Source organism: Streptomyces alboflavus (assembly GCF_000716675.1).
Lineage (GTDB): Bacteria > Actinomycetota > Actinomycetes > Streptomycetales > Streptomycetaceae > Streptomyces > Streptomyces alboflavus.
Genome location: NZ_JNXT01000001.1, coordinates 105,556 through 131,536 on the forward strand (window position 1 = coordinate 105,556; position 25,981 = coordinate 131,536).

Genomic DNA, 25,981 nt, shown 5'->3' on the forward strand with positions numbered 1-25,981 from the left:
ATCGGGCCGGAGCGCGAAACGCCGCGAGAGGCCGCTCGTCGTCTGCCGGGCGGTACGGCGCAGGATCCGTTTGAGGGAACCGGGGCGGAGGTCGGGTGAGGGCACCTCGAAGCCGTCAACTCCCCTGTCTCGTATGCGAGTTGAGGGTGTCCGGGCTTCCGTCGCACCCCTTGCCTGGTGACGTACCTCACATTTCGAATGGGTGGTTTATGGTGATTTCGCCGCCTTCCCTGAAGGCGTCTCGCCGCGACGGCTCGGGCGACGGCGACAGGGGTTCCGCGCCGCGCGATTGGGTCGCCGCCGCCCGGGCGCGATACAACGAACGGCATTCCGCCCCTCGTCCCCACCCTCGACTCCGCCCCTCGGAGAGGATCTGTCATGCCCGCGACCCCGCGCCCCGCCACCCCTCCTCCCGTCCCCGCGCCCCGGAGCCTCGCCGACCTTCCGTTCGCCCACCGCCTCGAGGTGTTCGGCGGGGAGCTCGGGCGGGACGGGGATCATGAGTCCGTGCACTTCGACGGGGGCGACTTCGTCGATCTTGACGGTGGCGGCAGCGTCTTCCTGGAGTGCGCCTTCTCCTCGGTGGCCGTCGAGGGCGGGCGGTATCGCCGGGTCCGCTTCACCGACGTCTGGACGTGGCAGACCCGCTGGGTGGGCACCGACCTCGCCGAGACCCAGTGGACGGACTGCGAGGCGGGCGCGGGGCTGCTCGCCGGGGTGGAGCTGTACGGCGCCCGGCTGCGCAGAGTGATCTTCCACCGTTGCAAGTTCGACTCGGTCAACCTGCGCGCGGCCGAGCTGCGCGACGTCGCCTTCGTGGACTGCCTGCTGCGCGATGTCGACTTCGGCGGCGCGCGCCTGGGCGGGGTCTCCTTTCCCGGTACGACGCTGGAGCGCGTCCGCTTCGACAACGTCACCGTGGACCGGGCCGACCTGAGCGGGGCGGCGGCCCTCGGCATCGCATCGGGCCTCGACGGGCTGCGCGGGGCGACCATCAGCGGCATCCAACTCCTGGAGCTGGCACCGGCGTTGGCGGACCTGGCCGGTCTGCGGGTGGCGGACGCCTGAGCGGGGCCGCGCGCCGTCACGCGGCGTCGGTGTGGGCGGCCGTGCCGTGACCGTGCCAGTGATCGCTGGATTTCGCCGCGATTTTTACCCGCGCGTAACTTCACACTTGCACTACCGGCTCGTAATTTAGCGTGACCACGTCAACCTCGTGTCCCGGGTCACAGGGCGATCGTTACCCAGTCCTCGCACTCCCCTGAGCCGCAAGGAGATCACCCGATGCTGCCCTGGAGACGAGCGCTGCGCGCGCTCACCGCCGCCCTGATCGTCGCGGGCGCCGCCACGCTCACCCCCACCGCCACGGCCGCCGAATCCGCTTCCTCGCGCACCGCCGCCGTGTCGAGCGGCTGGAACGACTACGGCTGCAAGCCGTCCGCCGCCCACCCCCGCCCGGTCGTCCTCGCCCACGGCACCTTCGGCAACTCCGTGGACAACTGGCTCGTCCTCGCGCCCTACCTGGTCAAGCGCGGCTACTGCGTCTTCTCGCTGGACTACGGCCAACTGCCCGGCGTGCCCTTCTTCCACGGCCTCGGCCCGATCGACAAGTCGGCCGGACAGCTCGACACCTACGTCGACAAGGTGCTGAAGGCGACCGGCGCCAGGGAGGTCGACATCGTCGGGCACTCGCAGGGCGGCATGATGCCCCGCCACTACCTGAAGTTCCTCGGCGGCGCCGAGAAGGTGAACGCCCTGATCGGCCTCGCGCCCGACAACCACGGCACGACCCTGCTCGGCCTGACCAAGCTGCTGCCCTTCTTCCCGGGCGCGGAGGACCTGCTTTCGGCGGCCACCCCGGCGCTCGCCGACCAGATCGCCGGATCGAAGTTCCTCACCAAGCTCAACGCGGGCGGCGACACCGTCCCCGGCGTGCGCTACACCGTCATCGCCACGAAGTACGACGAGGTCGTCACCCCGTACCGCTCCCAGTTCCTGAACGGCCCCGACGTGCGCAACGTCGTCGTACAGGACCTCTGCGCGGTGGACCTCTCCGAGCACGTGGCGGTGGGCATCCTGGACCGGGTCGCCCACCACGAGGTGGCGAACGCCCTCGACCCGGCCCACGCGAAACCGACCACCTGCCTGTCGTAGGAGCGGTCGCGCGAAGGGCCGCCGCCACCCCGCGTCCGGGGTGGCGGCGGCCCTCACCTCTCCCTGGCCGCGGAATGACCTCCACACGGCCGGGAGGACCAGGTCAGCGGCTGTGACGGCCGCCGGTGGCCGCGCGGCGGCGAGTCGTCGCGAACATCGTGGCCGCGCCGACCGCGAGCACCGCGGCGCCGCCGATCGCGAGGTACGGGGTGGTGCTGTCGCCGCCGGTCTCGGCGAGGTTCTCGTCGGCCGCGACGGGCTTGCCCGCGGCACCCTTCACCTCCGGCTGGTTCCCGGACCCGCCGGGCTCGGCAGCCGCGTCGTCCCCGCTGTTCCCGGCGTCCTCGGCGGGCTCCGCCTCCGTGACCTTCGGCCCGGTCTTCGCGTCGCTGTCGCCGTGGCCGCGGTGCTCCACGGACGACTTGTCCGCGCCGTCGGCTATGTCCTTCTCGGAGGGCGCGGAGGCGACGGGCGCCGCGGCCCCCGTGCCCGATCCGCCGCCGCTCTTGCCGCCGAACACCACGTCGGAGCAGGTGTAGAAGGCCTCGGGGGAGTCCGAGCGCTGCCAGATCGAGTAGACCAGGTGGCGGCCGGACTTGGCGGGCACCTTCCCCTGGAAGACGTAACTGCCGTTCACCAGCTTCGGGTCGGTGACCTTCGCGAAGGGCCGCGCCTCCAGGTCCGACCACTTCAGGGGCTTCTTCGGGTCGTACGAGTCCTTGGTGACGTACAGCTCGAAGGAGCCCCGGTGCGGGGCGGTGGCCCGGTACTTGAAGGTGTGGGTGCCGGCGGTGAGCCTGGACGACGGCCAGTCGGCGCGCGGCAGGTCGAGCCCCTTGTACTTGTCGTTCCCGGCGCTGCACAGCTTCCCGTCCGGGATGATCTCCTTCGACTTGCCCGCGGCGTTGGCGATGTTGACGCCGTTCCAGTCGTACAGGGCCTGCGTCCCGCCGGCCGCCACCAGCGCCTTGCACGCGGCCGACTTCGGCGCCTCCGGCCCCTCCTGGAAGCAGGCGGACACCCGGCTCACCGGGTCCGTCATCGACCCGTGCGCGGCGGCGGGCGCCGCGGCGAACACGGTCAGGGCGAGCGGGGCGACACCCGCGGTGGCGATGGCGGCGACCTTGCGAGCAGCGGTCATGGGGGGATCTCTCCTAGGGCGGCGAACAGGTGGGGGCGGACGGGGCACGGGCCCCGCGGCGGGCGGGGCGCGAACCTCGCGGCGATCAGCAAGCTAGCCGCCCGGATCCCCGAATTCGCCTGCTGGGGCCGGCTGGAGGCGATCCTTATGCTCGCGTTAAGGACCCCCTCAGCCTGCCCTCAGGTCAGGTCACCCCACCCACCGGTACCGCCGCTCCGGCCGCCCCGCCCCGCCGTACTTGAGGGTCACCTCCGCGCGGCCCGTGTCCGCGAAGTACTCCAGATAGCGGCGGGCGCTGACGCGGGAGAGGGAGCCCGCCTCGGCGCACTCCGTGGCGGACAGTCCCGCGGGGTGCGCGCGCAGGGTGTGCTCCACCAGGTCCGCGGTGTGCGGGGCGAGGCCCTTGGGGAGTTCACGGGAGCCGGGCGGGCGGGGGCCGAAGATCTGGTCGACGTCCTCCTGCCGGGCCTCGGCGAGGCCGTCGAGGCGGGCGCGCAGGGCCGCGACGTGCCGCAGCTGCTCCTGCAGGGCCGCCTGGTTGAAGGGCTTGATCAGATAGTGCAGGGCCCCGGCGCGCAGCGCGGCCCGGACCACCTCCGCGTCCCGCGCGGCCGTGATGAACAGGACGTCCACCGGCGCGCGCCCGGGGTCCCGCTCCTCCGCCGCCCGCAGCTCCCGCAGCACCGCGATGCCGTCCATGTCCGGCAGATACACGTCGAGCAGGATCAGGTCGGGCCGCAGCCGCTCCGCCGCCGCCAGCGCCTGCGCGCCGCTGTGCGCCACTCCCACCACCGCGAATCCGGCCACCGTGGCGACGTACCGGCCGTGCAGCTTGGCGACCATGAAGTCGTCGTCGACGACCAGCACCCTCGTCATCGCCAGGCCCCCTCGCCCCTCGTCGTCGCCGCAGGTTACGAGCGCGACCACAAGGACCACAACGTCCGTTGATTCCGGAAGAGAGACAGCTTCTTAACGCGTGGGCAACATGTGGGCCACTTCACACAAGTATCCGGTCAGACAGGTGGTGGCACCCCGTGCGACTCCGCACCCCCAGGCGACTACGCGTCCCCCTCGCCCTGCTCGGGTCCGCGCTGCTCGTCCTCGTGGGCCCGCCGCTGCTCACCACGGGCAGCGGCGACGACACCGGCACGAAGATCCCCGGCCTGCGCCTCATGGTCCCCAACACCCCCGGCGGCGGCTACGACATCACCGCCCGCACCGCCGCCAAGAACGCCGAGGACGCCGGACTCACCCACAACATCGAGGTGTTCAACCTGCCCGGCGCCGGCGGCACCGTCGGCCTCAGCCGCCTGGTGGGCGAGCACGGCAACGGCAAGCTCGCGATGTCCATGGGCCTCGGCGTCGTCGGCGCGGCCCGCTCCAACCACGCCCCCAAGACCCTCGCCGACACCACCCCGATCGCCCGCCTCACCGAGGAACAGGACGTCGTCGTGGTCTCCAAGAACTCCCCGTACAAGACCATCGGGCAGCTCGTCGAAGCCTGGAAGAAGAAGCCCGGGAAGATGCCCGTCGGCGGCGGCTCCGCGCCCGGCGGGCCCGACCACATCGCCCCCATGCTCATGGCCCGCGCCGCCGGGATCCCGCCCAAGGACGTCAACTACATCCCGTTCGACGGCGGCGGTGAACTCCTCGCCTCCATCCTCGGCAGCAAGGTCGCCTTCGGCGTCTCGGGCGTGGGGGAGTACCTGGACCAGATCAAGTCCGGTGAGCTGCGGCTGCTCGCCGTCACCGGACCCAAGCGGGTCAAGGGCCTCGACGGGCCGACCCTCAAGGAGTCCGGCTACGACGTGAACTTCACCAACTGGCGCGGCATCGTCGCCCCGCCCGGCCTCTCCGACGCCGAACGCGACAAGCTCACCGCGCTCGTCCGCAAGCTGCACGGCTCCAAGGAGTGGCGCGCGTCCCTGGCGAAGAACGGCTGGGACGACGCCTTCCTCACTGGCGACAAGTTCGGCGACTTCCTCGACGCCCAGGACAAGCGCGTCGTGTCCGTCCTCAAGGAGCTGGGACTGTGACCACCACCGAACCACCCATCGAACCCCCCGCCGCGCAGGCCTCCACCCGCCGCGCCTGGCTGCGGGAACACTCCGAACTCGGCGTCTGCGTCATGCTGCTCGCCCTCGGCGCCGTCGTCCTCACCGACGCCCTCACCATGGACGTCGCCCTCACCCAGCGCGGCCCCGTCGGCCCGAGGACCGTCCCCGTCGCCGTCGGCACCGGCCTGCTCGTCGTCGCCGTCCTGCTCGCCGTCGACGTGCTGCGCGGCGGCCGCGGGGAGGCCGAGGGCGGCGAGGACATCGACCTGTCCGAGCCCGCCGACTGGCGCACCGTCCTGCTGCTCGCCGGGGTCTTCCTCGCCACCGCCGTCCTCATCGAACCCGTCGGCTTCCCCGTCGCCGGAGCACTCCTCTTCTGGGGCGCGGCCTACGCCCTCGGCAGCCGCGCCTTCCACCGCGACCCGCTCATCGCCGCCGGGCTCTCCCTGGTCACGTACGCCGTCTTCAACAATCTGCTCGGAGTGCCGCTGCCCGGCGGCCCCCTGATGGGAGTGCTGTGACATGAACGCCTTCAGCTCCCTGATGGACGGCTTCGGCACCGCCCTCACCCCCATCAACCTCCTGTGGGCCGCCGTCGGCGTGCTCCTCGGCACGGCCATCGGCGTGCTGCCCGGCATCGGCCCCGCCATGGCCGTGGCGCTGCTGCTCCCCGTCACCTACGGGCTCGAACCCACCGGCGCGTTCATCATGTTCGCGGGCATCTACTACGGCGCCATGTTCGGCGGTTCCACGACCTCGATCCTGCTGAACACACCGGGCGAGAGCGCCGCCGTCGTCGCCGCCATCGAGGGCAACCCCATGGCCAAGTCCGGGCGCGGCGCCCAGGCCCTCGCCGCGGCCGCCATCGGCCATTTCGCCGGCGGCATGATCGGCACTGTCCTGCTCGTCGCGCTCGCCCCGAAGGTCGCCGACCTCGCCGTCGACATCGGCGCGCCCGACTACTTCGCCATCATGGTCCTCGCGTTCATCGCCGTGACCTCGGTGCTCGGCTCTTCCCGTATCCGGGGGCTGGCATCCCTGCTGATCGGCCTCACCCTCGGCCTGGTCGGCCTCGACCAGATGACCGGCCAGCAGCGCCTCACCTTCGGCTCCCTCCAACTCGCCGACGGCATCGACGTGGTGATCGTGGCCGTGGGGCTCTTCGCGATCGGCGAGGCCCTGTGGGTGGCCGCACACCTGCGCCGCACCAGCGGGCACGCCATCCCCGTCGGCCGCCCCTGGCTCGGCAAGAAGGACGTCAAGCGCACCTGGAAGTCCTGGCTGCGCGGCCCCCTCATCGGCTTCCCCTTCGGCGCGATCCCCGCGGGCGGCGCCGAGATCCCCACCTTCCTCTCCTACGCCACCGAGAAACGCCTGTCCAAGCACAAGGACGAGTGGGGCAAGGGCGCCATCGAGGGCGTCGCGGGACCGGAGTCCGCGTCCTCCGCGTCGGCGGCGGGCACCCTCGTCTCGATGCTGACCCTCGGCCTGCCCACGACCGCCGTCGCCGCCGTCATGCTGGCCGCCTTCCAGCAGTACGGCATCCAGCCCGGACCGCTGCTCTTCGAACGCGAGTCGGAGCTGGTGTGGGGCCTGATCGCGTCCCTGTTCGTCGGCATGGTCCTGCTCCTCGCCCTGAACCTGCCGCTGGCCCCGGTGTGGGCGAAGCTCCTGCGCATCCCGCGGCCCTACCTCTACGCGGGCATCCTGTTCTTCGCGGCCGTCGGCGCCTACGCGGTCGGCGGCGAGGCCCTCGACCTGGTCATCCTGCTCGTCATCGGCCTGATCGGCTTCGGCATGCGGCGCTACGGACTGCCTGTCCTGCCCGCCGTCATCGGGGTCATCCTCGGACCCAACGCCGAACAACAGCTGCGCCGCGCCCTGCAGATCAGCGACGGCAGCGTCAGCGGTCTGGTGGACACGCCGTTCTCGGTGTCCGTGTACGCCGTCGTCGCGCTGATCGTGCTGTGGCCGCTGCTGCGGAAACTGGCGGGCGGCCTGCTGAAGTCCCGTCGTAACGTGACGGAATGACAGACAGAGCCAACGCGGCCGAGGGCACCGCCACGCACCCCCTCCGCCTCGCCGAAGCCGCCGACGTGCCCGCCGTGAAGGCGGTCACCGACGCGGCGTACCACCACTACATAGAACGCATCGGCCGGGTGCCCGCCCCCATGGAGTCCGACCACGCCGCGAACGTGGCGGCGGGGCGGGTGCACGTCACCGGGGACCCGGTGGTCGGCCTGGTGGTCCTCTACGCCCACGAGGACCACCTCTACCTGGACAACATCGCCGTCCACCCCGACGCGGCCGGGCAGGGCCTCGGGCGCGTCCTCCTCGAATTCGTCGAGGCGCACGCCCGGGGCCTCGGGCTGCCCGAGATCCGGCTCTACACCAACGCGATGATGTGGGAGAACCAGAAGATCTATCCCCGGTTCGGATACGACTTCGTGGAGCGGCGCGTCGAGGGCGTCTACGACCGCTTCCACTACCGCAAGCGGCTCACGGACTGAAGCCGGACTGAAGAGGGCGCCCGCCCCGGGCTACTCGGTGGGCCACCAGACGCGCAGGACGTCTCTGCGGACCTCGGGGCGCTCGCGGGGCAGCCCCTGGGCGCCCTCGCGGGCCTCCCGGCTCTCCCTCGCGCGGCGCGCGGCGGACTTCTCGACGGTCTTGTGCACGGTCACTCGGCGCATGACGGCCTCCCTGCCTACCTCGTCGTGCCGTACCCACCGAAGAGCTCGGTGACACAGCGGTAGACCAGTCCGCGGAGCGTTTCTCATCGCGGGCCGATTGTCAGTGGCGTGTGTCACGCTCGGCGCATGAGCTTTGACGTGGGCAATCGGGCGGGAGATGACGGTCTCGCCATCGACTGGGACGCGCGGGCCGCCGCGTTCGACGACGAGCCGGACCACGGCCTGCGCGACCCGTCGGTGCGCGCGGCCTGGGCCGACCGCCTCACCGACTGGCTGCCGGACACCCCGGGCGACGTCCTGGACGTGGGCTGCGGCACCGGCAGCCTCGCACTCCTCGCCGCCGAACAGGGACACCGCGTCACCGCAGTCGACCTCTCCCCGGAGATGGCCACCCGCGCCCGCGCGAAGCTCACCGCCCACGACGCCCGCGTCCTCGTGGGCGACGCGGCCCGGCCCCCCGTCGGCGACCACCGCTTCGACGCGATCCTCGCCCGCCACGTCCTGTGGACGCTCCCGGACCCGGACGCCGTCCTGCGCCACTGGCACACCCTCCTGCGCCCCGGCGGCCGCCTCGTCCTCATCGAGGGCGTGTGGGGCACCGTCAGCCCCGTGGGCATCCCCGCCCCCGCCCTCATACGCTCCCTGACCCCCTTGGTCCCCCACACGCACACGGAGCGCCTGTCGGGGGACGCGCGCCTGTGGGGGAGGGCGGTCGACGACGAGAGGTACGTGGTGGTGGGGACGACGGCGCGCGACGTCCGGCGCCCGCCGCTCCCGGGCGCCCTGCACCACGTGGAGCTGTGGGTGCCCGACCTGAAGGCCGCGGAGGCCTCCTGGGGCTGGCTGCTCGGCGAGCTGGGGCACGTCCGTGAACAGGTCTGGGAGCGGGGCCGGAGCTGGCGGCGCGGCGACGCCTACCTCGTCCTGGAGGAGTCGCCCGACCTCCGCCAAGGACCGCACGAACGCCGGGCCCCCGGGATGAACCACCTGGCCTTCCACGTGGCCGACCGGGCCGAGCTCGACCGGCTGGTCGCGCTCGCCCCCGGCCACGGCTGGTCCCCGCTGTACGCGGACCGGTATCCGCACGCCGGGGGAGAGGGGCAGTGCGCGGCGTATCTGGAGGACACGCAGGGGTACGAGGTGGAGCTGGTGGCGCTGCCGGAAGCGGGGGCGTGAGCGGGGGAAAGCCCGTCCGGCGATCGAGGACGAGGCCGGAGGCCGATCCGGCGGCGGCAGGGGTGCGGCGCCAAGGGGCGCACCCGGGGTATCAGGACGGGTGGGTCCGGGGGAAGTTGTCGCCCTCCTCGGCCAGTTGCTCCAAGTCGTCCAGGGCCGCCATGGCCGCCGCTGCCGCGGACGGGTCCGTGGTGGGGAGGGGGCTCGCGGCGAACTCGTCCTCGTCCAGGCGGAGGACCGTGGTGCCGTCCGCCGAGCACCAGAGGTCCAGGTCGAGGTCCTCCACCGTCAGGACGGCGCCGTCGCGCACGGCCGGGCGGGTCACGTCGCAGTACCAGCCCTTGAGCGTCCCGTCGGCCGCGTACACCTCCTTCACGGCGTACCAGCGGTCGCGCCAGAAGTGCTCGACGAACACGTCGCCGGGCTCGAAGCGGACGAAGCCGAAGTCCCGTACGCCCGCGCCCGCCCAGGGCGCCCGCACCGTGACGCGGGTGCCGTCGTCCGACAGGAGCCGTGCCGGATAGCGGATCTTCGTGCGGCCCGCCTTGCGGAGGACGACCTCCACGTCGGTGGCGGGCGCCGGCTCAGCCGAGGGTGCGGACATGACGTACCTCCGTGTCACAGATCTCGTAGCCGAACCACCTGTTGATCGCGAGCATCGGCTCGTTGCCCGCGTCGTTGCCGGTGAACGCCTCCCTGAACCCGGCGGCCCGCGCCCGGTGCAGCGAGTCGTTCTTCGCCAGCTTGGCGAGCCCCCGGCCGCGGTGCGCCCGCGCCGTGCCCGTCATCCCGCTCGCGTACCGCGCGGCGTCGTCCGTGCGGGCCAGGCTGAACGCCGCCGGCCGCCCGTCCACCACGGCCACCGTCGTCAGCTCCTGGTCGACCAGCGGATGGTGCCAGGTCTCGGCCAGCCAGTGCTCGTAGTCGGTGAACTCCGCCGCCACGTCGCTCGGTTCGTCCGCGACCGTCTCCGCGTCCAGGTCGAAGAGAGGACGCGGGTCGGCGGCGAACTCGGCGCCGCCGCGCAGCTCCACGCCGGACGGCGGCGCCGCGAGGGGAGGCAGCTCGCCGTTCACCAGGTCGAGGCGGAGGAAGTGCGCGGACCGGCTCGCGCGGTAGCCGCGGCGCGCGGCGAACGCGCGGTTCTCCTCGCTGTCGAGGACCCAGGAGTACACGGTCGTCGCACCCTTGCCCGCCAGGTACTCCTCCGCCGTGCGGACCAGGAGCGAGCCCGCGCCCGCGCCCCTGCGCCCCGGGTGGACATAGACGTTGGCGAAACTCTGGCCCGGCTCCGGGCTGTCGTACGCCACGCCGGTCTGCGCGGTGCCGACCACCTCGCCGTCCACCTCCGCGACCAACTGCAGGTAGTGCGCGTCGGGATGGGCGTGCGCCGCGTCGAACGCGACGGACGCGGATGTGGCCAGCATGGCGGGCACGCAGACGCGGCGGACCGCCGCGAACGCGGAGGTGTCCGCGGGATCGTCGGGGCGCAGGGCCCGGACCAGGACTTCTGTCATGGGCCGGACGGTAGTCGGGGTGCGCGGGAGCCGCCTCTCCTTTTTGCCGCGCGCGGTGCGGGACAATCGCCGCGTGACGCTGAAGATCGTGATCGATGAGGGCACGGAGGGGCGGGCCGCGGCCGCGCCCTACGAACAGGTACGCGCGCAGATCGCCGCGCAGGCCCGGAGCGGGAGCCTCCCGGTGGGCTACAAGCTGCCCACCGTGCGAGGGCTCGCCGAGGGGCTCGGGCTCGCCGCGAACACCGTCGCCAAGGCCTACCGGGCGCTGGAGGAGGACGGGGTGATCGAGACCCGGGGCCGCAACGGGACGTTCGTGGCCGCCGCCGGGGACGCGGCCGCCAAGGCCGCCGCGTCCGCCGCGCAGGCCTACGCGGAGCGGGTACGGCGCCTCGGCCTCGCCGAGGAGGACGCGGCGTCCGCCGTCCGGGACGCGCTGCGCGCGGCGTACGGCTCGGCGGGCTGAACCCGGGGGCCGCCGCGGACGCCTCGACGCCTACAGGTGACGCCTGGACGCCTACAGGTACAGACCCGCGTCGGCCCCGTCCCGGGCGGACGGCAGCGCGGTCGGCGACTGCCCCCGCCGCAGGGCGTACAGCTCGGCGAGGGTCGCGCCCTCCCGGGAGACACCCTCGGAGGTCCCGAGCCAGTCGACGGACTCGGTGAGGGTGAGGGGGCCGACCTCGATGCGGGCGAGGCAGCGCCCGGGCCGCACCACGGCCGGGTGGAGACGCTCCAGGTCCTCGTTGGTGGTGACACCGACGAGGACGTTGCGCCCCTGGCCGAGCAGCCCGTCCGTGAGGTTGAGGAGCCGGGACAGGGCCTGCCCCGCCGTGTGCTTGGCCTCACCCCGGATCAGCTCGTCGCAGTCCTCCAGGAGCAGCAGCCGCCAGCGCCCCTTCGCCGTGCCGTCGTCCTCACCGATGGCGATGTCCATCAGATAGCCGACGTCGGTGAACAGCCGCTCCGGGTCGAGGACGCAGTCCACCTGGCACCAGTCGCGCCAGGACCGCGCGAGCGTGCGCAGCGCGGACGTCTTGCCGGTGCCGGGCGGCCCGTGCAGGAGCAGCAGGCGCCCCGAGATGTCCTCCGGCGTGGTCTTCATCAGCTTGTCCATGGCGTCGGCGACCGGCGCGGTGTAGTTCTCCCGCACCTCGTCCCACGTCCCCGCGGAGATCTGCCGGGTCGTGCGGTGCGGCCCGCGCCGCGGCGAGACGTACCAGAACCCCATGGTGACGTTCTCCGGCTGCGGCTCGGGGTCGTCCTGCGCCCCGTCCGTGGCCTCCTTGAGGACCCGCTCGGCCAGCTCGGCCGAGGTGGCCGTGACCGTGACGTCCGCGCCGCGGTTCCACCGGGACACCAGCAGCGTCCACCCCTCGCCCTCGGCGAGCGTGGCGCTGCGGTCGTCGTCGCGGGCGGCCCGCAGCACCGTCGCGCCGGGCGGAAGCAGCTCGGAGCCGGGCTTCACGCGGTCGATGTTGGCGCTGTGCGAGAACGGCTGCTCGCCCGTCGCGAAGCGGCCGAGGAACAGCGCGTCCACGACGTCGGACGGGGAGTCGCTGTCGTCGACGTTGAGCCGGATCGGCAGGGCGTCCTGAGGGTTCGCAGACATGCCGCCATGATCCGTCACGGGTGCGCTTCCGTGCACGCGGTTTCCCCAGTGCGCCGCCCCGCGCGCCGTGGAGCCGGCTGTCGCGCGGAACCGCCCCCACCGCGGGGGTGCGCCGATACCCTTGCCCGTGATGGGACGTCATGGGTGGCAAGGCGATGCACGGCGGTGGCGTCTCACCGCCCTCGTCGGCGTGGCGATGGCCGCGCTGGCCCTGGTCCTGACCATGCTCACGCTGCCCGATGGGGAGCGCGGCAGCACGGCGGGCACGACTCCGGACGGCGACAAGGTGTACGGCACACCCGCCCCGACGAACGGCGACGCACGGCCCGAGGTGGGCTGGGGCTTCACCCACACGCAGTACAGCGGCAACGAAGGAGACGACGCGGCCGTCGGCCGCCTCCAGAAGCTGCTCGCCGACCGGCCGCGCCCGCTGCCGCAGATCCAGCACGTCATGGGCTGGGGCGCGGGCAACCCCGAGCCGGTCAAGGGGCGCTACGACTTCGAGGCGATGGACCACCGGATGGACTTCATCCGCGCCACCAAGGGCACGCCGGTGGTCACCCTGTGCTGCGCCCCGGACTGGATGAAGGGCGGCAAGTCGGGCTCCGACAACACGGACTGGAGCCAGGACTCCCTGGAGACCGCGCCCCGGCCGGAGCACTTCGACGACTACGCGGCCCTCGCGGCGACCGTCGCCAAGCGCTACCCCGACGTGCGGCACTTCCTCGTCTGGAACGAGTTCAAGGGCTTCTGGAACTCCGCCGAGGCCCGCTGGGACTACGAGGGCTACACCAAGTTCTACAACCTCGTCTACAAGGCCCTGAAGCAGGTCAACAAGGACATCCAGGTCGGCGGCCCCTACCTGGTCATCGACAGCGTCGACCCGCGCGGTTCCGACGGCGGGTCGGACGACGTCGAGGGTCCGTGGGGCCGCCTCGACAAGCGGTCCCTCGACGCCTTCAGGTACTGGAACAAGCACAAGGACGGCGCCGACTTCGTGGTCGTCGACGGCGCCAGCTACACCGAGGACGACGAGCTGCTGCCCGACGAGTTCGGTGCCACCGACAAGTTCACGGCCGTCGGCCGCTGGGTGCGCGAGCAGACCGGCGGCCTGCCGCTGTGGTGGGCCGAGTACTACGTGGAGCCCGGCGACCGGCAGGACAACCGCGACGACTGGGCCGAGGAGCGCCGGGTTGCCGTGCACGCCTCCGGCCTGATGGCGATGGCCCGCGGCGGCGCGACCAGCGGCTTCTACTGGAACCCGCAGAAGCGCGAGGGCAGTTGCGCGGGCTGTCTGTGGAGCCCCACACAGAGCGCCGACGGCGGCCGCGAGAAGCCCATGCTGGACCTCCTCGCCCGCTTCTCCGACGCCTTCCCGCCCGGCACCCGCTACGAGAAGGTGGACGTCGCCGAGGACGACGCGCCGAACGTCCGCGTGCTCGCCGACGACAAGACCGTGCTCGTGGTCAACACCCTCGACCGGAAGATCAGTGCGAAGGTCGACGGCAAGCGGTTCGACATGGCCGGGTACGAGGTGAGGTGGCTGAGCCGGTGAGCCGCTTCAGCCACCTCACCGCGTGAGCCCCGCGCACCCGGCCCCGCCACATCCCGCCACCGCGCACCCGCCCTACGCCATCGTCAGGAACCGCTGGAGCAGCGACGCCACGAACACCGCGAGCAGCGGCAGCGAGAACCAGAAGCTGCTCTGCAGCCAGCGCTGCTGACCCACGCCGGGCGCCGCCGCGACCCGCACCACCTCGCGCACCGCGAGCAGCGCGATCAGCGCGAGCACCGCGAAGGCGCCCACCACCGTCCACGGCGTCCACGTCACCTTCGGGCCCACGGCGCCCGGGTCGGCCGCGGCGACCGGCCCTTCCGGCTGCTGGCGCAGCGCGTACAGGCTCGCGTCGGCGTTGCCGTAGACCTTCTTCAGCTCCGGGCGCTTGTCGAGGTTGCGGGCGAGTCGGGTGTCCCAGTTCGCCGGATAGCCGGTGTCCATCTGGAGGTAGACGGTCTGGCTGCGGTTGATCATGAGGTACGAGTTGGGGCCCGCGTCCTTGAGCGCCTTCACCAGGCCGGACACCAGGACGGGGTCGGGCGGCGCGAGCGTCGGCACGTACTCGACCTTCTCCGCGTCCCGCGCGCCCCAGGGGATCGCGGGCGTCACGTTGTTGACGGTGTCGTTGCTCATCCACAGCAGCCGCACCGTGGGGTCGTCGTGGGCGTACACGTACTCCATGGCGGCGACCTCGCCGGTCCTGATCCGCTCGAAGGGCTCATTGCCCCAGCGCGCCACCAGGAAGCCGCCCACCAGGACGAGACCCGCGAGCAGCGCGGCGAGGGGCGCGAGGCTCACCTTGTCCCGGTCGCGCTCCTTCGGCGTGGCACCGGTGCGCGGGAACAGCGCGAGCGCGGCGAGCAGCGCGGCGCCGGGCAGCGCGAACATGAAGACGCGCAGCGCCATCTCGCCGCCGTACGACTGCATGCCGAAGCCGAGGAACGGCACGAAGGTGAGGACGAGCAGCGACACCTCGCGGTACTTGTGCCGACGCCTGCGCAGCCAGCCGAAGCAGGCCAGCGCCATCACGCCACCGGCGAGCGCCACCCGGACGTAGAGCACCAGCTTGTGCGTCGAGCTGCCGCCCTCGATCCGGCCGGACACCGACGACGACACATTGCCGCCGACGCCGCCGACGCCGCCGAAGAGCTCGTCGAAGTGCCCCGACCAGTACGGCTCGGCGAAGAAGCCCAGCCAGACGGCGACCATGACGCCGCACAGCAGCGGAAGGCCACGCAGCTCGCAGCGGCGCAGCAGGACCAGGGCGGTGAGGACGCCGAGCATCACGAACGGCGTGAGCTGGTGCGCGGGCACCGTGCCCGCGAAGAGCCCGAGGAGCACGACGAGGAGCACCGCCTGCTGACGGCGGTCGGCGGGCTCGACCTCGGCCTCGCCCGGCCGCAGCTTCGTCCAGATCACGCGCGGCGCGCGGAACCACACGAGCAGGATCGCCACGAACGCGATGTACAGCAGATACGTGAAGCCCTGCGGCGAGAAGTAGTCCTGGCCGACCCAGCCGCTCAGGACGAAGATCCAGAGACCGGCCCACTTGGCGCGCCAGCTCGCCCGCAGCGAGCGCGTGAGCAGCAGCATCGGGGCCAGATAGAGGAGTTGGATGACCGTCGGCCACCAGCGGATGACCTCGGTCAGGTCCGAGACGCCGCACGCCTCGGCGAGGAACGTGGCGGCGGCGAAGAAGCCGGGCCAGCTCCAGCGCGCGTCCAGGTCCGGCACCGCCGTGCCGGTCCGGTCGATGTACTCGATGAAGCCCAGGTGCTGCCAGGCCGTCGCGAACCGCGGTTCGGTCTCGATGACGGCGGGCAGCGCGTGCAGGGACACGACGGTGGCGACCAGGGTCAGCAGGAGCAGCCAGCGGTTCTGCCGCTCCAGCCACAGCAGCGCCGCGAACACGCCCACGAGCAGCGCGGCGCCGACCAGCGTCGGCAGCGGCAGCACGGAGATGAGCCCGAGCCCGCCCATCCGGTCGAGGTCACCCTCGTCGAGCCCGAACGCCGGGACCCAGTACAGGCCGAGGGCGACGAGCAGCAGGAGGCCGAGTGCGAGGGTCTTGCGGGTGGTCCGGGGCGGGCGTGCCGGCGGCGCGGACGCGGCGGCCGGGCGGTCCGGGGGAGCGGCGGCCGGGGACGGCGGGTCGGACGGTCCGGTGGCGGCCGGGCCGGTGCCGGGCGGTGTGGCGGGAGGTGTCGCGGATGGCGTGGCGGGTGCACCGGCCGTGGGCGGGGGCACGGCGACGGGGGGCGCCTTCGGGTCGGCCACGGTCGGCCAGGGCTCCTTCACGGGCAGGCTCATCGGGTCGAGGCTGGTCTCGGTGTCGGGGTGTCCTGCGGCGTCGGGCCAGATCTCGGTGCCGGGGTGACCCACGGCGTCGGGCCAGATCTCGGTCTCGGGGTGACCCACGGCGTCGGGCCAACTCACCGGGTCGGGACGGTCCTCCACGTCGGGACGGCTCGCGGCCTCGGCATGGCTCCCTGCCTCGGCATGGCTCCCTGCCTCGGCACGGCGCTCCGCCTCCGCGCGACCCGCTGCGTCCTCCGTGCGACCCGCCGCCTCCGAGGGGCTCCCCGCGCCGACCCGGCCCGTCCCGCCCATGGACTCCGCGACCGACGCCGACCCGGACGAGCCACAGCTCCCCGACCCGTCGAACCGCTCCGACCCCCGGGGCCGCTCCGCGCTCTCCGGCAGCTCTGCCCCGTCCGACGCGGGCCGCTCCGCGGCGGACCCCTGCGAGCCCGCCCCCCGCTCCGTCCCGTCCGCCTCCGGCGGCAGCACCACGCGCGCCCCGGCGGCGGGCGTCGTGCGCGCCGACCGGGCCGCCCAGGTGGGCCGGTGCCCCTCCATGTCGTCCCCCTTGCCCGCTCCCACGGGCCCTCGTGCCGTCGGTCCCGGACGCACGTCCGGGCGGCGCTCCTGATGCTCCACGTCGATCTGGACCGCCAGTTGAAGTGTGTCGGAGTCCAGGGACTCGCGCAGCGCCCACGCGGGCCCGTGCCGCCGCTGTCTGTCGGCGGGCCGCTGCGGGGTGAGCTCGACGGTGGCCGCCGCGGGCACGTCCCGGGTGCCGAGGTCCGCCAGGTCCCCGTCGGGTGCGGCGCGTTCGGCGGCCGGGGCCGCGCGCGTGATGGCGTACAGCTTCGGAGCCGCGATCGCCACGATCACCGCGAGGCTGGAGATCTCCGCGACGCCCGCGCCGGTCAGCCCCATCCGGGGGAGCAGCAGCAGCGTCAGGCCGAGCACGAGCACGCACAGCAGGCCCTGCAGCCAGGCGAGTCCGGAGGTCCGGCTCTGCGCGCGCAGGACGGCGAAGTACGTCTCCATGACCACCCGAAGGAGTGCACCCACCGCGAACCAGCGCAGCAGCGGAGTGGCCGCCTCCGAATAGCCCGCGCCGAACACGTGCAGGATGTACGGCGCCCCCACGAAGAGGATCCCGCACACCGGGATCATGATCCGCGCCATCCGGCGCAGCGCCGCACGGGTGTTGGCGGCGAGCCGCGCCGGGTCGTGCGCGCCCTCGACGGTCAGGGACGCGCCCATGTTGATGGCGAGCAGGTTGGTGGTGCCGCCGATGGTCGTCGCGATGTAGAAGTACGCGTTGTCGGCGGAGCTGACCTGCGCGGCCACGATCACCGGCACCAGATAGACCACCGCGAGCGAGCACAGCGAACCGGTGTAGTCACCGGCGAGGAAGCGCCCCATCTCGCGCAGCGTCGGCGGTGTGGACCTGCCCTCGGTGGCCCGCACATGGCGCGGCACGAGCCGCCGGAAGACCAGCCAGCCGAGCGGCACCACCGAGAAGGCGATGGCGGCCACCCACGACACGAACACCCCGGCCGTCGGTATGGCCGCCGCGAAGACGATCAGGAGCCCGAGCTTCACGACGGAGAACACCGTGTTGCCGACCGGCACCCACAGCGCGTTCCGCAGCCCGGTGAGCACCCCGTCCTGGAGCGTCAGGAGCGACCACGCCACCACCGCGCCGACGAAGCACACTCCGGCCACGGGACCGTGCAGGAAGCGGTACGAAGGACCCCACAGCCCCAGCGTGGCCAGGAAGGCCAGGGCCGCGCACGCGACGACGACGGAACTCATCGCGTACGTACGGAAGATGAGCTTGCCCGTGGCGCGGCCCGCCACGGGGATGAAGCGCGCGAGCGCGCCCATGAGCGTCACGGCGGTGATGCCCGCGAGGAGCTTCATCGCCGCGATGGCCGCCGAGCCCTGGCCGACCGCCGACTCCGAGTAGTAGCGGGCGGCGGCCAGCCAGAAACCGAGGCCGAGCAGACCGGAGATTCCGGTGTTGAGCATGAGCGCGTAGGCGTTGCGGAACAACGGGCTCCCGCCGCCGCTCCGCCCCGCCCCGGGCAGCCGTATTCTCCGGGCCCTGCGGCACTTGCCGGCCGGCGGTGTGCCGTCGGTCTGTGCGTCGGTCCCGGTGACCGCTGCCTGTGCGGTGGTCGTGTCAGACACGGGGGCGAGCTGCCTTCCGGCGGGCTTGTCGGGCTCTGCGGACTATGGCGTATCCCTTGCTGAGCACCCGGTCCCTGGCGAAGGACCGGGCGATCGAGCGGCCGAGCAGCAGCTGCTCGAACTCCCCGATCCGGGTGCTGCGCCGCACCGTCACCCGCCGCAGCGCGTACGGGCCCTGGCAGCGCCGCGCCAGGCCGTTGCCCACGGCGAGGGACTGGCTGAACCCGGCGCCGCGGACCGCGCGCCGCACCCGGCGGCTCGAGTAGCCGTAGGGGTAGGCGAACGACACCGGCGGGGTGCCGAGTTCATCGGCGAGGATCTCACGGCAGCGCACCAGCTCGAACCAGAGCGCGTCGTCGGAGAGCTGGTCCAGCTGCGGATGCGTATGGCTGTGCCCCCCGATCTCCGTGCCGGCCGCGGCCAGTTCGCGCACCTGGTCCCAGGCGAGCATGGTGTCGAGGCCGCCGCCCGTGTCGTACTTCCCCGGCAGCCAGCCCGTCGCCACGAACAGCGTCGAGCTGAAGCCGTGCCGGGCGAGCGCCGGGAGGGCGTGCCGGTGCACGCCCTCGTAGCCGTCGTCGAAGGTGATCAGGACCGGCCGGGTCGGCAGTGGGCGCCCGGGTTGACGCCAGTGCCAGGCCAGTTGGGAGGTGGTGAGCGGGGTGCAGCCGAGGGCGCGCACCACCTCCATCTGCTCCGCGAACGCCTCGGGCGAGACGGACAGGTCGTGGGTCGCCTCGTTCGGGTGCGGGGCGACCGCGTGATACATCAGGATCGGTATCCCGCCGGTGCTCATCTTCCGCCCTCACCGCCTCTCGTCCCCGTGCCCCGGGTGCCCTCGGTGCCCCGCGTGGCGGGGGCCGGGCCGGTCACGTCGACGACGGCGAAGGTCGCCCCCGCACGCCGTGCCCGGACGCTCCCGACGACGTACCCACCGGCCGCCGCCATCACGCCCGCGACGATCGCCCCCGCGCGCCCGGCGCCGCCGGGGCGCGCGAGCACCGCGTCCCGCAGCCCGCGGCCGACACCGGCCGGGAGCACCCGGGTGGCGTAGCGGCGCTCGGACTCCAGGCCCTTGTCGGCGCCGACGCTCCGGGACACCAGGGCCTTGGACAGGCCCTCCGCGTAGGCGCGGGTGCGGAAGTAGCCGAACCGCTCCCGGGCCGCGGGCACCCGGTGGTGGATGACCGCGCGGTCGTCGATGAGCAGCACGGCGTCGGGGCGGGCGCGGGTGAGCCGGATGCACAGCTCCGTCTCCTCGCAGCCCAGCGGGCGCTTGTCGCCGTCGCGCCCGATGCCGGTGGCGAAGCCGCCCGCGATCTCGAAGGCGGTGCGCCGGAAGGAGGCGTTGCCGCCGAGCACGTTGCGTACCGGGACGCGGCCCGTCGGGTGGCCCCGGTACATGCACCCGACGACCCAGTCGAACTCCTCGGGGAACCAGCGGGGCCGGCGGCCCGACTCCCAGGCGGGCAGCGTGCGTCCGCCCACGGCGAGGACCCGCGGGTCCTCGTACCCGGCGGCGAAGTGGCGCAGCCAGTCCCGCTCGGCGACGGCGTCGTCGTCGAGGAAGGCGATGATCTCGCCGCTGGACTCGGCGATGCCGGTGTTGCGGCCCGCGGACAGGCCGCGGGGGCCCGCGTTGGCGAGCACCCGCACTCCCTGTGTCTCCTTGAACTCCTTGGCGAGGCGGTCCAGGAGAGGCGTGTTGTGGTCGACCACGAGCAGGGTCTCGTGGGCGGTGTGGGACTGCGCGCGCACCGAGGCGACCGCTGCGAGGATGTCCTCCCAGCGGTCCTCGGTGTACGCGCACACGACCACCGAGATGGAGATCAAGAAGCCTCTCCCTGGTGGCGCGGCTGGGCGGTGGTGCGCGAACCCTGGCGCTGCGTCCGCTTGTTGGAGCGCTCGGTCAGGATCACCTTGAGCACGCGCAGTCCGTCGCGCACGGCGCTGAGGTTGCTCACGCCGTGGATGCGCAGATACTCGTGGCTCGGGATCTCCTGCACCTTGAGCCCCGCCTTGACGACGCGGATGTTCATCAGCGTCTCGACCTCGAAGCCGGTGCAGTCGAGTTCGATCTTGTCGAGGCAGTGCCGCCAGAAGGCGTTGTAGCCGTAGCACAGGTCGGTGTAGCGGGCGCCGAACTTGGCGTTGACCACGGAGCACAGGACGTGGTTGCCGAGCTTGCGGATGAAGGTCATGTCGTCGGTGCCGCCGCCGTTGGCGAAGCGGGAGCCCTTGGCGAAGTCGGCGCCCGAGACGAGGGCGGAGACGTAGCTGACGATCTCGTGGCCGTCCGCGGAGCCGTCCGCGTCGACCATCACGATGATGTCGCCGGTGCAGGCCTCGAAGCCCGTGATGAGGGCGTCGCCCTTGCCCTTGCCGAGCTGGCGCACCACCTTCACGTCCGGCCACAGCTCCCGGGCCACGGCGACGGTGTCGTCGGTGGAATTACCGTCCACCAGTACGACTTCGTGGATCCACTCGGGCAGCGTCTTGAACACGTACGGAAGATTCTCCGCCTCGTTCATGGCGGGAATCACGACGCTCACCGGTGGCGCAATCGCCAGGTGTGAGGAAACCGGACGGTATTCATGCTGGCTCGGAATGGCGGGCAATCCCGCTATGGCGGTCCCTTCCATTGGTCCGGTCTTTTCGTTCGATCCTTCGGACGCGTTCGACGACGGTTCGATTAAAGGATCTTGCCCCCGGCCGGCCGGGCGCACAGCAGAACTCATGAGTCTGATCCCTCTCGTCCGGTGGACCACCCGCCCCCGGGCGGTCCGGTTGTGGATCCGGTTCGAAAGGGGGGATTCTCACTGCGGTCATGGCGGAATGGATTTCCGGGCACGCCGAGTGAGCTGGCATGACTGCGCGGCACGTGATCCGGCAGGAATTCGATCACCGGACACGGGCACCCCCCTACCGCGCCCCGCGCCGGAACCATCGCGGTCTTGAGCCCTCCCCTAGACCGACTGCCGATGGACCGATGCGGGTGGATGTACGACGGTATTGATGCTTGCGACCGTATGGCAAGACCTGGAACGGGGTCTCACGGTTTCGGATAATTGACCGTTCCCTTCGGACACCACCTGAGTGTCCGGATCACCCATCACCCCTGGCGTTCCTTGGCGGTTCCTGCGCGCTTCCTAGTCGTTCTGACGCCCGGCTCTGATCTTTCCCAGGCGTTTGAGCAGGCGATCTGCAGGCCCGAACAATTCCGGTCGGCCTACGACGGTATTGCGAAGCGCCCGTACGGGTGCCCGGTGGACACGATGTCCGATTGCCATGGGGTGGCGCAGCGCCACCCACCCTTCCGACACCGTGAGTTCACGTGTCTTCAGGGAGTCCTTCCACTGCTTCTGGCCACGCCCGAGGTCGATGTGCGCGATGCCGTCGGCGGCCGCCGCCTCGGCCATGTGCAGGTGCAGCAGGAGACCCGGTGAGTACCGGGCGAAGTCCGGGTCGTACGCCGGGAACCAGCACACCAGCACGCGCTCGCTGCGCGGGCCGAAGTGCGCGGCGATCGGCGCGCCCCCGGCGTACAGGACGGAGAGGACGCCGGCGAAGGAGTCGCCGCGGCTGTGGAAGAGCTGGTGCACCAGGTGCGTGATCCAGTCGTGCGCGAAGCGGTCGCTGCGGCCCGTCCTGCGGTACTGCGCGGACTTCCAGGCGATCAGTCTGCGCAGCACGTCGGGGTCGCGCTCGTCGTGCACGTAGCGCACCTCGCCGTGGTCGCGGCTGAGCCTGCGGCCCTTGGCGAGGGTGGAGCGGAGGAACTTGGGGGAGCGGGCCCGGACCCGGGCGAGATAGCCCTCGTAGCCCTCGTCGAGATCCATCACGGGGGACGCGAACCGGCCGGACGCGCCGGTCTCGAACGCGTCCTGGCCGGCGGCGAGGTGGTCGAACTCCCACATCGCGAGCCCGCAGTCGCGGAGCAGGCCCCGGGCGTCCCACTCGAAGCCGGGCCGGTGCACCAGGCCCTGGCAGTCGGAGACGCCGAGGCCGACGGCCCGGCCCACGCCGGTTCTGGATCTCTGGAACGGGAAGTACGCCGCGGGCTCGCCGTCCTCTCTGGCGACGGCCACCCGCACGTTCCCCCGCACGCGGGCCATGGCGAGGGTGAACTCCGGTGCCAGGAACGGGTTCGAGAGGTCGGGCGACCCGTTCAGGTGAGCCTTCGACTGCATGGCCGTCCATGCCGCCCGGTCGGCTGCGGTGAGCTCGCCGGGGCGGTGCACGGTGACCTCCACGTCATCACGTCCGTCTATCTCGGGGCGCGGTGACGCCGTCGCCGCGCCAGGGCCGACAGGAAGACGAGCACGCTGAGCGCGCCGACCGCCGCGACGCCGCCGCGGATCGACCACACGTGCAGCGCCAGCATCGACTGGGCGACCACCAGGTCGACCACGAGCGCCCCGCTGCCGCAGGCCACCACGCGGGCCCAGGTGTCGAGCCCGCGCAGCCACGGGGACAGGGCGAAGCCGGGGGCGGCGAGCAGGAAGAAGAGGACGAACGGGGCGCGCAGCGGCGAGGAGAGGTCGAGCAGCGCGAACGCCGCCCCGACGCATCCGGCGGTCACGGCCACGCCCGCGAACAGCGGTGTGAGGTCCGTGGACGCCGCTGGGCGCGGCTCTGCGCCAGGGTCCTCCTCCGGCCGTCCTGTGCCGGAAGACGCTGACTTGATCCCGATGGTCTGCATGGGCGACTTGCCCCCCGAAGCGCCGGATGCCGGGCTTCAATGTCGCTCAGTATCCGGCGGCCCGTCAAGATGCGGAGGGGGTGTGCAGATGTTCGTTGTCGGACTGTAGTCCGATCGGTGAACTGCCCTGGCGGGCAAGGGAATTACTGAAGAATTAATTGACATGGACACTATCGGCAACGGGTGGTGCGTGCTACCACTGTCGAGGCAGAAATCCTGCTAAGGGAGGTTCCATGAGATTGTCCCGTTTCACGGCATACGCTTCCTCGCTCCTCCTCGCCGCCGCCTGCACCCTCACCGGGGTGGCCACGGCGCACGCGGACTCCGGTGACGACCGGGCGGCAGCCCCCGCCTATGTGGCGCTCGGCGACTCCTACTCCTCCGGCGTCGGCGCCGGCAGCTATGACGGCGGCAGCGGGAACTGCAAGCGCAGCACCCGCTCCTACCCGGCGCTGTGGGCCGCCGCCAACTCGCCCTCCAGCTTCAGCTTCACGGCCTGTTCCGGCGCCCGAACGGGTGACGTCCTGAACAACCAGCTGGGGCCCCTGAACTCCGGCACCGGACTGGTGTCCCTCTCGGTCGGCGGCAACGACGCGGGCTTCGCCGACGTGATGACGACCTGCGTACTGCAGTCCGAATCAAGCTGTGTGACGCGCGTCAACCAGGCCAAGGCGTACGTGGATTCGACGCTGCCGGGCCAGCTGAACCAGGTCTACTCCGCGATCAGGAGCAAGGCGCCGTCCGCCCGCGTCGTGGTGCTCGGCTACCCACGCTTCTACAAACTCGGCGGCAGTTGTCTCGCCGGTCTCACCGAGGGCGAGCGGCGCGCCATCAACGGCGCCGCCGACCACCTCAACACCGCCACCGCCAAGCGCGCGGCCGACCACGGCTTCACCTTCGGCGACGTCACCACCACGTTCACCAACCACGAGATCTGCTCCGGCGACTCGTGGCTGCACAGCGTGAACTGGGGCAACATCGGCGAGTCCTACCACCCGACCGCCGCGGGCCAGTCCGGCGGCTACCTCCCGGTGTTCCGGGGGGCCGCCTCCTGACGGTCCGTCACAGTCCGGTGTCCCCGCGTCCGGTGTCCCCGCGGCCGGCCGACCGGCCTCACTGGTCGTAGGGAGCGGAATCGTAGGGCGAGGAGGAGCCTCCACCGGTGGTCGGGGGCTCCTCCTCGCACGTCACGGAGTACGCGACGGAGTTCGACGTCGCGGTCACCGGGCTGCGGACCTCCACCCGGACGCTGCCGCGGTGCGTGCCGGGATCCGTCCACCCCGGCACCTCCACGTGGTTGACCTGCTTGCTCTTGCCGCCGCCCGACGCGAAGGAGAGCGTCTTCCAGCCCGGGTCGCTCGACTCGCCCTCGGCGGTCACCCATCGGTACTGCACGCCCACCGGCACCCGCCCCACGGTGAAGGTCGCCGCGAACGACGGCGCCTCGCCGGCCGGTACCGGGCAGGCGCCCGTGTACGAGGTGCGGTGCGCGGTGACGCTGACGCGCACGGACTGGGCCGGGGTGGTGGTGCCCCCGTGGCCGCCGCCGGTGGAACCGCCGCCGTTGCCACCGTTGGTCCCGCCACCGCTGCCTGATCCGCCGTTCCCGTTGCCCCCGTTGCCGGACCCGCCCCCGTCACCCCCGCCGCTCCCGCTGCCGCCGCCGTCGGATCCGCCGTCGCCGGATCCACCGCCGTCCGAGCCGCCGGTGTTGCCGCTGCCACTGTCGGTGCCGCCGTTCCCGCCGTCGGAGTCGTCGTTCACCAGGGCGTACGTGACGCCGCCGATGGCCAGGGCCACGGCGGTGAGGCCCGCGACGAGCACGGCGGTCGTACGGCGCGAGCGGCGCTCGGGCGTCGTGGTCGTCGTCGTGCCGGACACGGGACCCGGAGTGGGGGTCGTGCCGGTCGGCGCGGACGAGGCGAAACCGGCGGGCGGTGGTGGTGGCGGGGGAGTGGGGCCGGTCCGGTGGGGGGCGACGACCGTCGGCTGGTACGAGGCCGAGGACTCCGTGCGCGGCGTGTGGCCCTCCGCCACCAGGCGCAGATCCCGTTCGGTGTCCGCCGCGAGCGAGCGCTCCGCCGGGTCCTTGCGCAGCAGGCCCTCGATGACCGGGGCGAGCGGTCCCGCGTGGCGCGGCGGCGGCAACTGCTCGTCGACGACGGCGCGCAGCGTGCTCAGCGGCGTGTCCTGCCGGAACGGCGAGACGCCCTCCACGGCCGCGTACAGAAGCACGCCGAGCGACCACAGGTCGGACTCCGGTCCCGGGCGGCGGCCCAACGCCCGCTCCGGAGCGAGGAATTCGGGCGAACCGACGACCTCGCCGGTCATCGTGAGGGCCGAACTGCCCTCCACCATCGCGATCCCGAAGTCGGTGAGCACGACCCGTCCGTCGTTGGACAGCAGGACGTTGCCCGGCTTGACGTCGCGGTGCAGCACCCCCGCGTCGTGCGCGGCGCGCAGCGCGCCGAGGACCTCCGCGCCGATGCGCGCGGCGCGCTGCGGGGTCATCGGGCCCTCGGCCTCCAGGACGTCCGACAGGGACAGGCCGGGCACCAGCTCCATCACGATCCACGGCCGCCCCTCCTCGGTGGCGACGTCGTACACCGTGACGACGTTGCGGTACGGAATCCGGGCCGCGGCCCAGGCCTCCCGTTCCAGGCGGGTGTAGAGCCGCTCGACCTCGCTCGCCGGGAGTCCCGCGGGCGCGCGAACCTCCTTGACGGCGACCTCGCGGCCGAGCACGTCGTCCCGGGCCCGCCACACCGTGCCCATGCCCCCCTCGCCCAGCGGCGCCAGGAGGCGGTAACGCCCAGCGATCACTCGCGTTTCGTCGGACACGAGCCCCCCATTCGCAGCCGTGCGATTCTCCACAAAAGTAGC

23 protein-coding genes are annotated in these 25,981 nt (G+C 72.3%); 10 read left to right on the forward strand and 13 right to left on the reverse strand.

The features are described 5' to 3' along the window. Nucleotides 1–378 precede the first annotated feature (378 nt). The gene (locus tag OO63_RS00445) at nucleotides 379–1,068 is read left to right on the forward strand and encodes a pentapeptide repeat-containing protein (protein WP_051810391.1); all 690 of its coding nucleotides are present in this window, start codon (nucleotides 379–381) and stop codon (nucleotides 1,066–1,068) included. A 216-nt stretch (nucleotides 1,069–1,284) separates the two neighbouring features. Further along, a complete protein-coding gene (locus OO63_RS00450) occupies nucleotides 1,285–2,154 on the forward strand; it encodes an esterase/lipase family protein (protein ID WP_030356116.1) in 870 nt (289 codons plus the stop codon). Nucleotides 2,155–2,257: 103 nt separating this feature from the next. Here OO63_RS00450 and OO63_RS00455 read toward each other — a convergent pair whose 3' ends face one another. Both OO63_RS00455 and OO63_RS00460 read right to left on the reverse strand, forming a co-directional pair. Beyond that, nucleotides 2,258–3,295, reverse strand: a complete 1,038-nt coding sequence (locus OO63_RS00455; protein ID WP_030356117.1) for a lytic polysaccharide monooxygenase auxiliary activity family 9 protein — start codon at nucleotides 3,293–3,295, stop codon at nucleotides 2,258–2,260. A gap of 189 nt (nucleotides 3,296–3,484) precedes the next feature. Then, a complete protein-coding gene (locus OO63_RS00460) occupies nucleotides 3,485–4,171 on the reverse strand; it encodes a response regulator (protein WP_030356118.1) in 687 nt (228 codons plus the stop codon). Nucleotides 4,172–4,329: 158 nt separating this feature from the next. Here OO63_RS00460 and OO63_RS00465 point away from each other — a divergent pair, with 158 nt between their 5' ends. The 4 genes from OO63_RS00465 to OO63_RS00480 are packed head-to-tail and all read left to right on the forward strand — an operon-like array spanning nucleotide 4,330 to nucleotide 7,862. After that, the gene (locus OO63_RS00465) at nucleotides 4,330–5,331 is read left to right on the forward strand and encodes a Bug family tripartite tricarboxylate transporter substrate binding protein (RefSeq protein WP_030356119.1); all 1,002 of its coding nucleotides are present in this window, start codon (nucleotides 4,330–4,332) and stop codon (nucleotides 5,329–5,331) included. After that, nucleotides 5,328–5,873: a tripartite tricarboxylate transporter TctB family protein gene (locus OO63_RS00470; protein ID WP_051810392.1), complete on the forward strand. Its 546-nt coding sequence runs from the start codon at nucleotides 5,328–5,330 to the stop codon at nucleotides 5,871–5,873. Before OO63_RS00465 ends, OO63_RS00470 begins: the two co-directional genes overlap by 4 nt. A 1-nt stretch (nucleotide 5,874) precedes the next feature. Further along, entirely contained in the window at nucleotides 5,875–7,383 is a 1,509-nt protein-coding gene (locus OO63_RS00475; RefSeq protein ID WP_030356121.1) for a tripartite tricarboxylate transporter permease, read from the forward strand. Next, nucleotides 7,380–7,862: a GNAT family N-acetyltransferase gene (locus OO63_RS00480; RefSeq protein ID WP_030356122.1), complete on the forward strand. Its 483-nt coding sequence runs from the start codon at nucleotides 7,380–7,382 to the stop codon at nucleotides 7,860–7,862. Before OO63_RS00475 ends, OO63_RS00480 begins: the two co-directional genes overlap by 4 nt. A gap of 30 nt (nucleotides 7,863–7,892) precedes the next feature. Here the strand turns inward: OO63_RS00480 and OO63_RS45820 are convergent, their stop codons facing one another. After that, nucleotides 7,893–8,045 (reverse strand): hypothetical protein, encoded by a 153-nt coding sequence (locus OO63_RS45820; protein WP_087883460.1) that lies wholly within the window; start codon nucleotides 8,043–8,045, stop codon nucleotides 7,893–7,895. A gap of 126 nt (nucleotides 8,046–8,171) precedes the next feature. Between OO63_RS45820 and OO63_RS43035 the strand changes: the two genes are divergently transcribed. After that, complete coding sequence (locus OO63_RS43035; protein ID WP_078618716.1) at nucleotides 8,172–9,221, forward strand: methyltransferase domain-containing protein; 1,050 nt, start codon at nucleotides 8,172–8,174, stop codon at nucleotides 9,219–9,221. Nucleotides 9,222–9,312: 91 nt separating this feature from the next. Here OO63_RS43035 and OO63_RS00490 read toward each other — a convergent pair whose 3' ends face one another. Continuing rightward, nucleotides 9,313–9,825, reverse strand: coding sequence for a ribonuclease FAU-1 family protein (locus OO63_RS00490; protein ID WP_030356124.1), 513 nt, complete (start codon nucleotides 9,823–9,825; stop codon nucleotides 9,313–9,315). After that, nucleotides 9,806–10,738, reverse strand: coding sequence for a GNAT family N-acetyltransferase (locus OO63_RS00495; RefSeq protein WP_030356125.1), 933 nt, complete (start codon nucleotides 10,736–10,738; stop codon nucleotides 9,806–9,808). Before OO63_RS00495 ends, OO63_RS00490 begins: the two co-directional genes overlap by 20 nt. A 73-nt stretch (nucleotides 10,739–10,811) precedes the next feature. Between OO63_RS00495 and OO63_RS00500 the strand changes: the two genes are divergently transcribed. Further along, nucleotides 10,812–11,204 (forward strand): GntR family transcriptional regulator, encoded by a 393-nt coding sequence (locus tag OO63_RS00500; protein WP_030356126.1) that lies wholly within the window; start codon nucleotides 10,812–10,814, stop codon nucleotides 11,202–11,204. Between the two features lie 51 nt (nucleotides 11,205–11,255). Here OO63_RS00500 and OO63_RS00505 read toward each other — a convergent pair whose 3' ends face one another. After that, on the reverse strand, nucleotides 11,256–12,350 hold the full coding sequence (locus OO63_RS00505; RefSeq protein ID WP_030356127.1) for a DUF5925 domain-containing protein: 1,095 nt from the start codon (nucleotides 12,348–12,350) through the stop codon (nucleotides 11,256–11,258). Between the two features lie 130 nt (nucleotides 12,351–12,480). On the opposite strand from OO63_RS00505, the gene OO63_RS00510 reads away from it, so the two are divergent. Then, nucleotides 12,481–13,905 carry a GH39 family glycosyl hydrolase gene (locus OO63_RS00510; RefSeq protein WP_030356128.1) on the forward strand — a complete coding sequence of 475 codons (1,425 nt, stop codon included), beginning with the start codon at nucleotides 12,481–12,483 and terminating at the stop codon, nucleotides 13,903–13,905. A 72-nt stretch (nucleotides 13,906–13,977) separates the two neighbouring features. On the opposite strand, the gene OO63_RS00515 is transcribed toward OO63_RS00510, so the two are convergent. From OO63_RS00515 to OO63_RS00540, 6 genes are all read right to left on the reverse strand, one after another. Next, nucleotides 13,978–18,396 (reverse strand): lipopolysaccharide biosynthesis protein, encoded by a 4,419-nt coding sequence (locus OO63_RS00515; RefSeq protein WP_397622244.1) that lies wholly within the window; start codon nucleotides 18,394–18,396, stop codon nucleotides 13,978–13,980. Continuing rightward, on the reverse strand, nucleotides 18,389–19,192 hold the full coding sequence (locus tag OO63_RS00520; RefSeq protein ID WP_030356130.1) for a polysaccharide deacetylase family protein: 804 nt from the start codon (nucleotides 19,190–19,192) through the stop codon (nucleotides 18,389–18,391). Before OO63_RS00520 ends, OO63_RS00515 begins: the two co-directional genes overlap by 8 nt. Then, the gene (locus OO63_RS00525) at nucleotides 19,189–20,229 is read right to left on the reverse strand and encodes a glycosyltransferase family 2 protein (protein WP_234310954.1); all 1,041 of its coding nucleotides are present in this window, start codon (nucleotides 20,227–20,229) and stop codon (nucleotides 19,189–19,191) included. The genes OO63_RS00520 and OO63_RS00525 overlap by 4 nt, the downstream gene beginning before the upstream one ends. Further along, the gene (locus OO63_RS00530; protein WP_380836082.1) at nucleotides 20,226–21,134 is read right to left on the reverse strand and encodes a glycosyltransferase family 2 protein; all 909 of its coding nucleotides are present in this window, start codon (nucleotides 21,132–21,134) and stop codon (nucleotides 20,226–20,228) included. Before OO63_RS00530 ends, OO63_RS00525 begins: the two co-directional genes overlap by 4 nt. A 411-nt stretch (nucleotides 21,135–21,545) precedes the next feature. Next, nucleotides 21,546–22,649, reverse strand: a complete 1,104-nt coding sequence (locus OO63_RS00535; protein ID WP_030356133.1) for a GNAT family N-acetyltransferase — start codon at nucleotides 22,647–22,649, stop codon at nucleotides 21,546–21,548. A 14-nt stretch (nucleotides 22,650–22,663) separates the two neighbouring features. Further along, a complete protein-coding gene (locus OO63_RS00540; protein WP_030356134.1) occupies nucleotides 22,664–23,098 on the reverse strand; it encodes a hypothetical protein in 435 nt (144 codons plus the stop codon). A 233-nt stretch (nucleotides 23,099–23,331) separates the two neighbouring features. Between OO63_RS00540 and OO63_RS00545 the strand changes: the two genes are divergently transcribed. Next, nucleotides 23,332–24,153, forward strand: a complete 822-nt coding sequence (locus tag OO63_RS00545; RefSeq protein WP_030356135.1) for an SGNH/GDSL hydrolase family protein — start codon at nucleotides 23,332–23,334, stop codon at nucleotides 24,151–24,153. Between the two features lie 58 nt (nucleotides 24,154–24,211). Here the strand turns inward: OO63_RS00545 and OO63_RS00550 are convergent, their stop codons facing one another. After that, nucleotides 24,212–25,939: a serine/threonine-protein kinase gene (locus OO63_RS00550; protein WP_030356136.1), complete on the reverse strand. Its 1,728-nt coding sequence runs from the start codon at nucleotides 25,937–25,939 to the stop codon at nucleotides 24,212–24,214. Nucleotides 25,940–25,981 lie beyond the last annotated feature (42 nt).